The sequence below is a fragment of the Pseudomonas sp. ICMP 10191 genome, assembly GCF_001467335.1.
GTDB lineage: Bacteria > Pseudomonadota > Gammaproteobacteria > Pseudomonadales > Pseudomonadaceae > Aquipseudomonas > Aquipseudomonas cerasi.
Genome location: NZ_LKGW01000002.1, coordinates 128,823 through 142,138 on the forward strand (window position 1 = coordinate 128,823; position 13,316 = coordinate 142,138).

The following is a 13,316-nucleotide window of genomic DNA, read 5'->3' on the forward strand; positions in this document are numbered from 1 at the left end:
GTCAACGACCTACCTCCCGTTGCCCGGTTTAAACCAGACGCTTGAAGTACGTTTGTATATCACTCCACCAAAATAACCCCCTGCCTGATCGCCATCACCAATGCCGCCTTCAATGACGTCACCCCGAACTTGCGGCGGATATTGCTGGTATGAAAGTGCACGGTCGCTTCCGAGCAGCCTTGTATTCGGGATATCTCCCAGGCGGATTTGCCGAGCGCCACCCATTCCAGGACTTGTCGTTCCTTGACAGTCAACTGGACAGTGGCGGGTGTTGCTTGGGAAGGCGGCGTGGTGCCGGGTGGTTTTCCATTGTCGCGAAGCATGGTGAAGTCCTTTCCCTGAAGATCGCCGCACCACGATACCCCTGCATCCCCTAACGCGAACCTGACATAAATGACAGCGCCGCAGGGCCGTGAAGGCCTTGCGCCGTCAAGGCTGTAGCGCTTTTTTACAGCTTCTTTACGCCCCGGCCAGCCTGTCGATCTCGCGCCTTTACACCCTGCCTGCGGACAATCACCTCACGCGGCCTGCGCCGTACCGGTGTTGCCTGATGGGGGAAATTTCAATGAGCGTTATGGATGGTATCTCTCTGCTGATGGGAGTCGGGCTGTTCATCTATCTGCTGGTGGCGCTGTTGCGCGCCGACCAGAGTCAGGAGTGATCATGCACAGTTACGATTATCTGTTGATCCTGGCCTTTCTGGTCCTGCTGCTGGCCCCCGCGCCGTGGCTGGGACGTTTCTATTACCGGGTCATGGAAGGCGAGCGCACCTGGCTGAGCCCGGTGCTGGGGCCGGTCGAGCGCGCCTGCTACCGGATTTCCGGCGTCGACCCGAAAACCGAACAGTCCTGGAAGCAATACGCCTGGGCGTTGATGGCGTTCAACCTGGCGGGCTTTGTCGTGCTGTTCGCCATCCTCATGCTGCAAGGCATGCTGCCGCTCAACCCGCAGCAATTGCCGGGCATGGAGTGGTCGCTGGCCTTCAACACGGCGATGAGCTTTATCACCAACACCAACTGGCAGGCCTACAGCGGCGAAGCGTCGCTCAGCTACCTGAGCCAGATGGTCGGCCTGACCGTGCAGAACTTCGTCAGCGCCGCGACCGGCCTGGCAGTGCTGGTCGCGCTGTGTCGCGGTATCAGCCGTCGCTCGTCGCAGAGCCTGGGTAACTTCTGGGCCGACATGACCCGCGCCACGCTCTACGGCCTGTTGCCGATCAGTATCGTGCTGGCGGTGTTTCTGGTCTGGCAGGGCGTGCCACAGAACTTTGGCCACTACATCGACGCACTGACCCTGCAAGGCGCTGACCAGAGCCTGCCGATGGGCCCTGCGGCCAGTCAGATATCGATCAAGCAACTGGGCACCAATGGCGGCGGTTTCTTCGGCGTCAACTCGGCGCATCCGTTCGAGAACCCGACGGCGTGGAGCAACCTGTTCGAACTGGTGTCGATCCTGCTGATCCCGGCTGCGCTGGTGTTCACCTTTGGTCACTACGTCAAGGACATGCGCCAGAGCCGCGCGATTCTCGGCTGCATGCTGGCGCTGCTGTTGATCGGCGGCGCGGTCTCGCTGTGGGCCGAGTACCAGCCCAACCCGGCACTGAACATCGCCGGTGTCGAACAGACCGCACCGCTGGAAGGCAAGGAAACCCGATTCGGCACCACCGGTACGGTGCTGTGGTCAGTCGCTACCACTGCGGCCTCCAACGGCTCGGTCAATGGCATGCATGACAGTCTTAACCCGCTGACCGGCATGGTCGCGCTGGTCAACATGATGGTTGGCGAAGTGATCTTCGGCGGCGTCGGTGTCGGCCTCAACGGCATGCTGCTCAACGTACTGATCGCTGTGTTCCTCGCAGGTCTGATGATTGGCCGTACCCCGGAATACCTGGGCAAGAAGCTGCAAGCGCAGGAAGTCCGACTGCTGGTTGCCACCTTGCTGGTGATGCCGGTGGGCGTGCTGGTGCTGGGCGCGATTGCTGCCAGCCTGCCAGGCCCGGCCGGTGCGATCAGCAACCCTGGCGCACACGGCTTCAGTCAGTTGCTGTACGCCTATACCTCGGCCACGGCCAACAACGGCTCGGCGTTCGGCGGTTTCAGTGCCAACACCGTGTTCCACAACCTGATGCTCAGCCTGGCGATTTTCATCGGCCGCTTCGGTTACATCCTGCCGGTGCTGGCCCTGGCCGGTAGCCTGGCCATGAAGAAGACCGCGCCGCAGGGCCAGAACAGCTTCCCGACCCACGGCTTGCTGTTCGTCACCCTGCTGACCGTCACGATTCTGCTGGTGGGTGGCTTGACCTTCCTGCCGACCCTGGCACTGGGGCCGATTGCCGAACACCTGAGCCTGGGTTTCTGAGGAACCGATCATGAACTTACCTATTAATCCCGCAAAAAATGCTGCTGCGAAATCTACTGAATCGCAGGCCGCCGAATCGGCAAAAACCGGAATCGCGGCCCTGTGGCGTCCGGCGCTGGTGCAGGCGTTCGTCAAGCTCGACCCGCGTCAGCTCAAGCGTTCACCAGTCATGCTGGTGGTGGAACTGACCGCCATTCTGACCACCGTGCTGTGCGTGATCCCCAACCCGCAGGTGCCGACTTCGGTCTGCGTGCAGATCGCTCTGTGGCTGTGGTTCACCGTGTTGTTCGCCAACTTCGCCGAAGCGCTGGCCGAAGGCCGTGGCAAGGCGCGCGCCGACAGCCTCAAGGCGGGCAGCGAAGGGCTCAAGGCTCGTATCAGGGACGACAACGGCAGCCTGCGCATCATCAATGCCAGCGAGTTGCGCAAGGGCGACGTGGTGCGGGTCGAGATCGGCGAAATGATTCCCGGTGACGGCGAAGTCATCGAGGGCATCGCGGCCGTCAACGAGGCCGCGATTACCGGCGAATCTGCGCCAGTGATCCGCGAATCCGGTGGTGACCGCTCGGCCGTGACCGGCAATACCCGGCTGGTGTCCGACTGGCTGCTGATACGCATCAGCGCCAACCCCGGCGAATCGACGCTGGACCGCATGATCGCGCTGGTCGAAGGCGCCAAACGGCAGAAGACCCCCAACGAAGTCGCGTTGGATATTCTGCTGATCGGCCTGACCCTGATCTTCCTGTTGGTGGTCATCACCTTGCAGCCGTTCGCCCACTTCGCCGGTGGCAGCCTGCCGCTGGTATTTCTCGTGGCGCTGCTGGTCACGCTGATTCCCACCACCATTGGTGGTTTGCTGTCGGCCATCGGCATTGCCGGTATGGACCGCCTGGTGCGCCTCAATGTGATTGCCAAGTCCGGTCGCGCCGTGGAAGCCGCGGGCGATGTGCATGTGCTGCTGCTGGACAAGACCGGCACCATCACCTTCGGCAACCGTCGCTGCGCTGCTGTCTACGCTGCACCGGGTGTGACGCCCAAGGAGCTGGGCGAGGGTGCTTTGCTGGCCTCGCTGGCCGACGATACGGCAGAAGGCAAATCCATCGTCGAGTTTCTGCGCAACCTGCACCCGATGAACGAGCCGACCCTGAGCTCGGTGACGGCCGTGCCGTTCAGCGCTGACACACGTCTGTCCGGCGTTGATTATCAGGGCCACGTGTATCGCAAGGGCGCGGTGGATTCGCTGCTGGCTTTCATCAACATGCAGCGCAGCGAGCTGCCGCCTGTACTGGCCCGTGAGGTCGACAAGATTGCCAAGACCGGTGGCACACCGCTGCTGGTCTGCGCCAACGGTCGGTTGTTGGGCGCGATCCATCTCAAGGATGTGGTCAAGCCAGGTATTCGCGAACGCTTCGAAGAGCTGCGCAAACTGGGTATCCGTACCGTGATGGTCACCGGCGACAACCCGCTGACTGCCGCAGCGATTGCTGCCGAGGCCGGTGTCGACGACGTGCTGGCCGAAGCCACGCCGGAGAAAAAACTGGAGCGCATTCGCCAGGAGCAGGGCGAAGGGCGTCTGGTGGCGATGTGTGGCGACGGTGCCAACGATGCACCTGCACTGGCGCAGGCCGACGTCGGCATGGCGATGAATGACGGCACCCAGGCGGCGCGCGAAGCGGCCAACATGGTTGACCTCGACAGCGACCCGACCAAGTTGCTGGACGTGGTGCAGATCGGCAAGGAACTGCTGGTTACACGCGGTGCGCTGACCACCTTTTCGATTGCCAACGACGTGGCCAAGTACTTCGCGGTACTGCCCGCACTGTTTGCCTCGATCTACCCGCAACTGGGCGTGCTCAACGTCATGAAACTGGCCAGCCCGCAGAGCGCGATTGTCTCGGCCATCGTTTTCAACGCGCTGATCATCGTCGTACTGATTCCGCTGGCCCTGCGTGGCGTGCGTGTGCAGGCGGCCAGCGCCGCTCACTTGCTGCGTCGCAACCTGCTGATCTATGGCCTGGGCGGCATCGTTGTGCCGTTTCTCGGCATCAAGCTGATCGACATGCTGCTGGTCGCACTCGGCCTTGTTTGAAGCCTGTGCTGCATGCCGGTCGGCGTGCAGCCTCACCTGATTGAGGATGTGCAGATGTCCAATGTATTGCGTCCGGCCTTGAGCCTGATCGTGTTGATGAGCCTGATCACCGGCGTGGCCTATCCACTGGTGGTCACCGGGGTTGCGCAAGTGGCGTTTCCGGCGCAGGCCAACGGCAGCCTGGTGTATGACGCGTCGGGCAAGGTGCGCGGCTCGACGCTGATCGCCCAGTCGTTCACCGGCGATGAGTGGTTCCAGTCGCGTCCTTCGGCGGGCGCATTCGCGACCGTGGCCAGCGGCGCGAGTAACTTTGCCCCGAGCAATCCGGCGCTGGCGACTCGCGTGAAAGAGGACGCTGCGAAACTGGCCAACGCTTCTCAGGAACCGATACCAATGGCCTTGCTGACCACCTCCGGCAGCGGACTGGACCCGCACCTCTCGCCTGAAGCGGTTGCCTGGCAGGCCGGTCGTGTTGCAGCGGCGCGCCAGTTGCCGTTGGACAAGGTTCAGGCGCTGATCGACGCCAATACCCAGCGTCCGCTGATCGGCCCACCCGTGGTCAACGTATTGGCCTTGAATATGAGCCTGAATCAGTTACCGTCTGCACCGCGCAACGCGCAGTTGTAACAAAGTACGCCTTGTACGCAGCAGATTCACTAAGCTGTAGCTGATCAGAAAGAGGGTGGTAACCAACGTGAGTGATTCCGGTCGAGCTGACGCACTGCTGGCCCAGTTGCCCCGCGAGGGGCGCGGGCGGCTGAAGGTGTTTCTGGGTGCCGCGCCAGGCGTCGGCAAGACCTACGCGATGCTCCAGGCGGCTCACGCGCAGCTGCGCCAAGGCGTGAAGGTGCTGGCGGGTGTGGTCGAAACCCACGGCCGCGCAGAAACCGAGGCGCTGCTCAACGGTCTGCCGCAACAGCCCTTGCTGCGCACTGAGTATCGCGGCATGACCCTCGAAGAAATGGACCTCGACGCGCTGCTCAAGGCTGCGCCGAGCCTGGTACTGGTCGACGAACTGGCGCACACCAACGCGCCCGGCAGTCGCCACGCGAAACGCTGGCAGGATATTCAGGAACTGCTGGCGGCCGGCATCGATGTGTACACCACCGTCAACGTCCAGCACCTGGAAAGCCTGAATGACCAGGTGCGCGGCATCACCGGCGTGCAGGTGCGCGAAACGCTGCCGGACTGGGTGTTGCAGGAAGCCTTTGATCTGGTGCTGATCGACCTGCCGCCCCGCGAACTGCTGGAGCGCCTGCGCGACGGCAAGGTCTACGTGCCTGAGCAGGCACGCGCGGCCATCGACGCATTCTTCACCCAGACCAACCTCACTGCACTGCGTGAAATGGCCATGCAGACGGCGGCTGCCCAGGTCGATAACGATCTGGCGCAGGGCTACCGGCAATTGGGCCAGTCGGCCCCGGCAGTTCGTGGGCGGATGCTGGTGGGCATCGACGGTGATATCCATGCAGAGCGTCTGGTGCGTCACGCCAGTCGGGTTGCCCAGCGTCGCCATCTGCCGTGGAGCGCCGTGCATGTGGACGACGGGCAAACCCTCGACGAGCAGTCTCGCGCGCGTCTGCAAAGCGCCCAACAACTGGCCGAGCGGCTCGGTGGCGAGGCGGTTTCGCTGCGCGCCGGGGAGGTCGCCCGAACGCTGGTGCAGCATGCCATCGAACGGCGCGCCAGCGTGGTGCTGGTCGGCCAGTCGCGACGGCATTGGCGGCGTCGCGTGTTTGGTGGCGGCGTCGCGGCACGCTTATTGCGCGAAGGGCACGGGCTGGAAATCTCGGTGCTCGACGACAGCGAGGAACTGCCTGATCAGCCGCCGCGTGCCCGTCCGGCTCACGAAGTGGTGTGGTTCGATTACGGTCTGGCCTTCGTCGCCACGCTGATCGCCAGTCTGGTCGCCTGGGGCGTTGCAGGCGTGCTGGCGCTGCCCAACATATCCCTGATCTTTCTTGCTGCGGTATTGCTGGTCGCCGTGCGCAGCAGCATGGGCCCAGCGCTCGCCTGTGCCGGGTTATCGTTCCTGGCCTATGACTTTCTGTTCATTCCGCCGAGTTTTTCCCTGAACATCCAGCGCGAAGAAGACGTGCTGACGCTGTTGTTCTTCCTGTTGATGTCGGCCTTGACCGGCAAGCTCGCGGCGCGCCAGCGCAGGCAGTTGCAGGCGTTGCGCGATACCCAGGAACAGACCAGCGAGCTGCTCGACCTGTCGCGCAAGATGACCGCCGCCACGGATCGCAAGGCGGTGCTCGCCGCCGCCGAACAGCATTTTTCCGGCTGGAAGGAACTGCATCTGTGCCTGGTCGATCGCGACGGGCAGGGCGGTTGGGTGGTCGAAACCGGTGGGCCACTGACGTTTTCGGAGCCCGAGCGCGCTGCTGCCGATTGGGCCTGGCAGCACGATCAACCCGCGGGCAGCGGCACCGGCACCTTGCCATCCGGGCGCTGGTGGTGGTGGCCGATCACCGCAGAAGAAGGGCCGTTGGCTCTATTGGGAGTCTGCGCGCGAGAAGGCCAGTCGTTTACCGCGCAGCATCGACGTCTGCTGGCCGCGCTTACCCAGCCACTGGCGCAGGCACTGGCCCGTGCGCAATTGGCTCAGGAACTCGAGGCGGCGCGTCTGCACGGCGAAACCGAGCAATTGCGCAGCGCCTTGCTGGCTTCGGTGTCCCACGACCTGCGTACCCCGCTGACCTCGATGCGCGGCAGCATCGACAGCCTGCTGGCTCTGGGCGAAGCCATTCCACTGGAGGATCGCCGCGAGCTGCTGGAGGGTACCCGTGACGAAGCCGAGCGCCTGGACCGCTATATCCAGAACCTGCTCGACATGACGCGTCTGGGGCATGGCGCTCTCAAGCTCGCCCGCGACTGGGTGTCGCCCGCCGATATCGTCGGCAGCGCGCTCAACCGGCTGCGTGCCGTACTGGCGCCCTTGCAGGTCAGCACCCAGGTGACCGGCGAGCTGCCGCTGCTGTATGTGCACGCGGCGCTGATCGAGCAGGCGCTGGTCAATGTGCTTGAGAACGCTGCGCGCTTTTCACCCGTCGACGGGCGCTTGCAGGTAGCAGCCGGTGTGGTCGACAGTGAACTGTTTTTCTCGGTCAGTGACGAAGGCCCGGGCATTCCCGAGGATGAGCGAGCGAAGATTTTCGACATGTTCTACACCGCCGCGCGCGGCGATCGGGGCGGGCAGGGCACAGGGTTGGGACTGGCGATTTGTCAGGGCATGATCGGCGCACACGGTGGACGGCTCACGGTCGAGGACGGCATTGACGGGCTGGGCACGCGCATCACGCTGTTTCTGCCGCTGCAGGCGCAGCCGGACGTAGAACTGGAGGAATCCGCTTGAGCCAGGCGACCACCATTCTGGTCATCGATGATGAGCCGCAGATTCGCAAGTTCCTGCGCATCAGTCTGGTTTCGCAGGGCTACAAGGTGCTGGAAGCCGCCACTGGCGCTGAGGGCCTGACTCAAGCTGCCCTGAACAAACCGGATTTGCTGGTGCTCGACCTTGGGTTGCCGGATATGGACGGCCAGCAGGTGCTGAGTGAGTTTCGCGAGTGGTCGGGAGTGCCGGTGCTGGTGCTCTCGGTGCGCGCCAGCGAGGCTCAGAAAGTTCAGGCGCTGGACGCCGGCGCCAACGATTACGTGACCAAGCCGTTTGGCATTCAGGAGTTTCTGGCCCGAATCAGGGCGCTGCTCAGGCAGGCGTCGGGCAGCGAAAAGCCCGAGTCTGCGCTTGAGTTCGGGCCGCTTACCGTGGACCTGGCCTATCGGCGTGTGCTGCTCGACGGCCAGGAAGTGGCGCTGACCCGCAAGGAATACGCGGTGCTGGCGCAGTTGGCGCGGCATCCCGGGCGGGTCATTACCCAGCAGCAGTTGCTCAAGGATATCTGGGGGCCCACGCACACCGAAGACAGTCATTATCTGCGTATCGTGGTGGGGCATTTGCGGCAGAAGCTGGCGGACGATCCGACCGCTCCGCGGTTCATCCTCACCGAGCCTGGAATAGGGTATCGTCTGCTGGCTGATCACTAGATGAAAAAAGCGAGCATAGCCCCGTGCTGCGGCACTTTTACTGCCCCGCACCGTCAAAGCCGCACACTCCCTGTTCACTCTGAGGTAACACCCGCATGAAAGCCCTTATCTGTCTGCCATTGCTTGTTTTGGTTCTTGCAGGTTGTGCTGGCAAGACTGGATATCGCGACAGCTGTGCCACTCAGCTCGACGCTGCCTGGCATGAGCTTGATCTGGCCAAGGCTGAAGGCTTCGCCGGAACGGTCAGTTACTCCAAGGCCTTGTCGCTGCTGACGGGTGCCAAGACTCAGCAGCAGTTCGAGGCGTTTGAAGGCTGCACCGAGAAGTCCGAGAAAGCCCGCTTCTACATCCGCGAGTCCCGCGCTGGCCGTTGATACCTGACGATACACAGGTCTGCTCTTGATTCTGGCCGAAGGCCGTGGGAGCGAGCTTGCTCGCGAAGAGGCTATTAAAGCCCCTGAAAATGGGGCGTCTGGACAATGACTATCGTGCCAATGCGTTGGCATGCAGTTCGTGACGCTCTGCGTCACGCAGCTGTTCTGTGGTTTCAGTGACTTCTCCATCTGACTCAAGTCGCCTTTTCGCCCCTCGGCGACTCACTTAGTAAGCAAACCCCCAAGCTCCGTTTCCGGTCCGACTTCGTCGGGTTCCTTTGCCCTGTCACTGACGTCGTACTCTGCGTCGTCTGTGCCATCGCGCTCGAAAAGCATTTTAGGCCATTTGGCTAAAGGCACGGCCCGGGAGCTGATGGCTATCGTTCCTCACGCTCCGCGTGGAATGCCGTTGGTGACGCTCTGCGTCACAAATCTTTCAGTCTGGCGAGACGGTAAGCCTAACCAACTCTGGCGAAACGGCCTACGCTCACTTTAAAGTGTTCGGACACTGGCATCGCTTGCAGTCCCACAGTCATGAAGCAGTTGCCGGAAGGGGCTTTCGATGGGTAGAAAACTCGATGCGTGCCTGAGCGCGATCAATGAGGTGGTGCTGGGCAAGGAGGCGCAGGTACGGTTGGCGATGACGTGTCTGGTCGGCGGCGGGCATTTGTTGATCGAGGACTTGCCGGGGATGGGCAAGACGACCCTCAGTCATGCGCTGGCGAAAATTCTCGGCCTGAGTTATCAGCGTATTCAGTTCACTTCTGACCTGCTGCCAGGTGACATCCTGGGGACTTCGATATTTGATCGGGACAGTGGGCAGTTCACCTTTCATCCCGGTCCGATTTTCGCCGAGCTGGTGCTTGCCGACGAGATCAACCGCGCCACGCCCAAGAGCCAGAGCGCGTTGCTGGAAGCGATGGAAGAAGGGCAGGTGTCCATCGAAGGCGCGACGCGTCTGTTGCCCGATCCGTTCTTTGTGATCGCGACCCAGAACCCGTTCAGTTCCGGCGGCACTTTTGCGTTGCCCGAGTCGCAACTGGACAGGTTCATGATGCGCATTTCCATGGGCTACCCGGCCAGAGCCGCAGAGAAAGCCCTGCTGCTGGGCGAGTCGCGCCGCGAGCTGTTGCCGCGTCTGCAACCGATTCTGGATCACGCCCTGCTTGGCCAGCTCCAGGCGCAGGCGCGGCAGGTGCGTGCCAGTGACGCGCTGGTTGATTATGTCCTGCGACTGGTCGAGGCGACGCGCAGTCAGCCGCAGTTCGCGTACGGACTTTCACCCAGGGCGAGCCTGGCGATTCTGGCCGCAGCACGGGCCTGGGCGATGTTGCTGGGGCGGGAGTACGTGATTCCCGAAGACGTGCAGGCGGTGCTGCCATCGGTTATCGGACACCGTTTGCGTGAACGCAGCGATCCGACCGGGCATGGCGGCGGTGCGCTGGTTCAATGGCTGTTGCGCGAGGTGCCCGTGCTTTGATCGAACCGCTCAAACCGCTCTGGCAACGCTGGCTGTCGAGGCGAATTCCTCCAGCGTCACGCATTACCCTCGACCACCGGCGCATTTTCATCATGCCGACACGCACCGGCATGATTTACGCGCTAGTGCTGGTGCTTATGCTGCTGGTGGCGATCAATTATCAGAACAGCCTGGCCTACGGGTTGACCTTTCTATTGCTGTCGATAGGCGTGCTGGCCATCCTGCACACCTACCGCAACATCAGCGGTCTGGTTCTGAGTGCGGGCGTGGCGCGTTCGGTATTCGTCGGCGAGCCGGTGCAATTGCGCCTGCGCCTGGAAAGTGCCGGGCAGGCCCACCAGGCATTGGGATTGGGCTGGAGTGCGACAGCATTGCAGTCAGGCGACGTGCAGCCCCGTGGGCTGACCGACCTGGAACTGACTCTGCCCGCCGAAAAGCGCGGCTGGCTGCGTGCGCCAAGGCTGCGCATCGAGAGTGTGTTTCCGCTGGGTATCTTTCGCGCCTGGAGCTGGCTAGACCTGGAGCAGAGCGCCTTGATCTACCCTCGACCCTTGTCCGGGACCATGCCGCTGCTCAAGGGCGTGCAGCCGCATGCCGAGGACGATGGCCATGCCACCCAAGGGGCCGGTGTCGATGATTATCAGGGCTTGCGCAGTTACCAGCCGGGTGACAATCGCAGTCGCTTGCACTGGAAAGCCTATTCCCGCGGGCAGGGGCTGCTGATCAAGGATTTCACCGACCTCAGTGGCCATGACCTGTGCCTGGACTTCATGGCGCTGGGCGGCGATATCGAAGAGCGCCTGTCGCGCCTGTGTTACTGGGTGCTGGAGCTGTCGCAGCGGCAGCAGCCGTTTGCCCTGCGGTTACCGGGCTTTTTGTCGGCGGTGGACAGCGGCGATGCACACCGCGAAGTCTGTCTGCGCGCCCTTGCGCTGTACGGCCATCGATCATGAACGACAAGGTCAAGACAGTTCAATCCGCGCCCATTCCGCGCGTCAGCCTCACCTGGCTCTTGGTGGCGCAGGCACTGGTGGTGTTGCCGTTCGCGCTGCATGTGCCGGTGTCAATCACGATCCTCTGGCTCGGCTGTACGGTGTGGCGCGTGCAGGCGTTCCGGATGCGCGTGCGCTTGCCTGGCACCTGGGTCAAGTCCGGGCTGTTGGTGGGCACCGCAGGTGGCGTTTATCTGGCGCGCGGCAGCCTGGTCGGGCTGGATGCCGGGGCTGCGTTACTGGTGGCTGCATTCGTTCTGAAAATGCTGGAAATGAACAGTCGCCGTGACGCGCGCGTGCTGATTTTCCTCGGTTTCTTCTGCGTGGCGGTTGGCTATCTGTTCGAAGACAACCTGCTGTGGGCGCTCTTCAGTCTGCTGCCGGTCAGCGCGCTGCTGGCTGCGTTGATCGGCCTGCAACACACAGACCTGGCCGGCAGGTCGGCGGACACGCTCAAGCTGGCGTTCAAGCTGATGGCGCAGGCACTGCCATTGATGCTCCTGCTGTTTCTATTCTTTCCGCGCCTGGACCCGCTCTGGTCGCTGCCGCAGCCGAGTAACAAAGGCGTCACCGGCCTGTCGGACAACATGGCACCCGGCGACATGGCGGAACTGAGCAAATCGCCTGCGCTGGTGTTCCGCGCCAGTTTTGAAGGGCCTATCCCGGCGCGCAATCAGCTTTACTGGCGCGGTTTGACCCTTGAGCAGTTCGATGGACGTCGCTGGTCGCAGTCGGCACGTGCCCAGACCGTGCAGATTGCGCAGTGGGAGAAACGCGGTGAGCCGCTGGCCTACAGCGTTGTCATGGAAGCCAGCGGCCGGCCCTGGTTGCCGAGCCTCGACGTGGCAGAAACCACGTTGCCGGACGTGCGGCAGATGAGCGACTTCCGCCTGCAGCGCAGACGCCCCATCGAGCAGTCGTTGTTGTACGCCGTCAACTCATGGCCGCAGAGCGTCCGTGATCCGCTGTCCAGCGAGCAGATCCAGCGTCAGGACCTGCAACTGCCTGCCAAGGGCAATGATCAGGCGCGGCAATGGGCCGATGAACTGCGCCGGCGCTACACCACACCAGACGCTATGGTCGCCGCGCTGCTCGGCTACTTCAGCGATCAGCCGTTTCACTACACCCTCAAACCGGTGCCATTGGGCAATGACAGCATCGATGAATTCCTGTTTGCCAGTCGTCAGGGTTTTTGCGCCCACTACGCCGGAGCCATGACCTTTGTCCTGCGCGCGGCAGGCATTCCGGCGCGGGTGGTGGCCGGGTATCAGGGCGGTGAGCTGAACCCCGACGGGCAGTACCTGACTGTTCGCCAGTTCGATGCGCATGCCTGGGTGGAATACTGGCAGCCAGGCGTGGGCTGGCGCAGCGTCGACCCGACTGCCGCCGTGGCGCCGCAACGTATCGAGCAAGGTCTGGAGCAGGCGCTGGCGGCGGACGAAGCATTTCTGCAGGACTCTCCCTATTCAGCGTTGCGCTATCGTAACGTGGCTTGGGTCAACGCCCTGCGCCTCAGTTGGGATAACCTCAATTACGGCTGGCAGCGCTGGGTACTGGGCTATCAGGGACAACAGCAGTTACAAATTCTCGGTCGCTGGTTTTCAGGCTTCCAGGCGCCGGTTTTCGTCCTGGGAACCCTGTTTTCACTGGGGCTGGTGGCGTTATGGCTGTTCAAACCCTGGCAACGCGAAAGCGACTCGCAGCTGCGCGTGTTCAACGCATTTGAACGCTTGCTCGCCCGTCATGGTCTGCGTCGTATGCCGGGTGAAGGCGCTGACGCATTCTGCCGCAGGGCGGTACTCTACTTTCCGCAGCATGCCGAGGCCATTGAAGGTTTCATCCGCGAATTTCAGGCGCAGCGCTACGCTGGGCGGCTGGCTTCGGCGAGCCGCTTGAGGCAGGCGCTGAGCACGTTGCGTCGGGGTTTGCCATGGAGGTTGTCAGCCGTCAGGGACAGGCATTCATGAATCAGTTTG

General features: G+C 62.6%; 11 protein-coding genes. 10 read left to right on the forward strand and 1 reads right to left on the reverse strand.

From position 1 onward, the window contains the following. Positions 1-59: 59 nt before the first annotated feature. Positions 60-323: a helix-turn-helix domain-containing protein gene (locus tag AO388_RS01845; RefSeq protein ID WP_003433074.1), complete on the reverse strand. Its 264-nt coding sequence runs from the start codon at positions 321-323 to the stop codon at positions 60-62. Positions 324-565: 242 nt separating this feature from the next. Here AO388_RS01845 and kdpF point away from each other — a divergent pair, with 242 nt between their 5' ends. The 10 genes from kdpF to AO388_RS01895 all read left to right on the forward strand — a co-directional run bounded on the left by kdpF (position 566) and on the right by AO388_RS01895 (position 13,307). Beyond that, the gene (kdpF, locus tag AO388_RS01850) at positions 566-661 is read left to right on the forward strand and encodes a K(+)-transporting ATPase subunit F (RefSeq protein WP_003406089.1); all 96 of its coding nucleotides are present in this window, start codon (positions 566-568) and stop codon (positions 659-661) included. 2 nt (positions 662-663) lie between these two features. Continuing rightward, positions 664-2,358, forward strand: coding sequence for a potassium-transporting ATPase subunit KdpA (gene kdpA / locus AO388_RS01855; RefSeq protein WP_003433073.1), 1,695 nt, complete (start codon positions 664-666; stop codon positions 2,356-2,358). A gap of 10 nt (positions 2,359-2,368) precedes the next feature. Then, positions 2,369-4,447, forward strand: coding sequence for a potassium-transporting ATPase subunit KdpB (kdpB, locus tag AO388_RS01860; protein WP_003433072.1), 2,079 nt, complete (start codon positions 2,369-2,371; stop codon positions 4,445-4,447). 54 nt (positions 4,448-4,501) lie between these two features. Next, positions 4,502-5,074 (forward strand): potassium-transporting ATPase subunit KdpC, encoded by a 573-nt coding sequence (gene kdpC / locus AO388_RS01865; protein WP_032609430.1) that lies wholly within the window; start codon positions 4,502-4,504, stop codon positions 5,072-5,074. Between the two features lie 67 nt (positions 5,075-5,141). Continuing rightward, positions 5,142-7,805 (forward strand): sensor histidine kinase, encoded by a 2,664-nt coding sequence (locus tag AO388_RS01870; RefSeq protein ID WP_044308249.1) that lies wholly within the window; start codon positions 5,142-5,144, stop codon positions 7,803-7,805. Next, the gene (locus AO388_RS01875; protein WP_003366785.1) at positions 7,802-8,494 is read left to right on the forward strand and encodes a response regulator; all 693 of its coding nucleotides are present in this window, start codon (positions 7,802-7,804) and stop codon (positions 8,492-8,494) included. Before AO388_RS01870 ends, AO388_RS01875 begins: the two co-directional genes overlap by 4 nt. A 95-nt stretch (positions 8,495-8,589) precedes the next feature. Continuing rightward, a complete protein-coding gene (locus tag AO388_RS01880; RefSeq protein ID WP_003316607.1) occupies positions 8,590-8,868 on the forward strand; it encodes a lipoprotein in 279 nt (92 codons plus the stop codon). A gap of 562 nt (positions 8,869-9,430) precedes the next feature. Further along, complete coding sequence (locus tag AO388_RS01885) at positions 9,431-10,348, forward strand: AAA family ATPase (protein WP_003433070.1); 918 nt, start codon at positions 9,431-9,433, stop codon at positions 10,346-10,348. After that, positions 10,318-11,301, forward strand: coding sequence for a DUF58 domain-containing protein (locus AO388_RS01890; protein ID WP_032609408.1), 984 nt, complete (start codon positions 10,318-10,320; stop codon positions 11,299-11,301). Before AO388_RS01885 ends, AO388_RS01890 begins: the two co-directional genes overlap by 31 nt. Then, positions 11,298-13,307: a transglutaminase TgpA family protein gene (locus AO388_RS01895; protein WP_003433068.1), complete on the forward strand. Its 2,010-nt coding sequence runs from the start codon at positions 11,298-11,300 to the stop codon at positions 13,305-13,307. Before AO388_RS01890 ends, AO388_RS01895 begins: the two co-directional genes overlap by 4 nt. The last annotated feature ends 9 nt before the right edge of the window (positions 13,308-13,316 follow it).

Bases quoted from the DNA above. Each gene is read 5' to 3' on its own strand.
- kdpC (WP_032609430.1), top strand. From the start codon at position 4,502: ATGTCCAATGTATTGCGTCCGGCCTTGAGCCTGATCGTGTTGATGAGC.
- AO388_RS01880 (WP_003316607.1), top strand. From the start codon at position 8,590: ATGAAAGCCCTTATCTGTCTGCCATTGCTTGTTTTGGTTCTTGCAGGT.
- AO388_RS01845 (WP_003433074.1), bottom strand. From the start codon at position 323: ATGCTTCGCGACAATGGAAAACCACCCGGCACCACGCCGCCTTCCCAA.
- AO388_RS01885 (WP_003433070.1), top strand. From the start codon at position 9,431: ATGGGTAGAAAACTCGATGCGTGCCTGAGCGCGATCAATGAGGTGGTG.
- AO388_RS01890 (WP_032609408.1), top strand. From the start codon at position 10,318: ATGGCTGTTGCGCGAGGTGCCCGTGCTTTGATCGAACCGCTCAAACCG.
- kdpB (WP_003433072.1), top strand. From the start codon at position 2,369: ATGAACTTACCTATTAATCCCGCAAAAAATGCTGCTGCGAAATCTACT.
- AO388_RS01895 (WP_003433068.1), top strand. From the start codon at position 11,298: ATGAACGACAAGGTCAAGACAGTTCAATCCGCGCCCATTCCGCGCGTC.
- kdpA (WP_003433073.1), top strand. From the start codon at position 664: ATGCACAGTTACGATTATCTGTTGATCCTGGCCTTTCTGGTCCTGCTG.
- kdpF (WP_003406089.1), top strand. From the start codon at position 566: ATGAGCGTTATGGATGGTATCTCTCTGCTGATGGGAGTCGGGCTGTTC.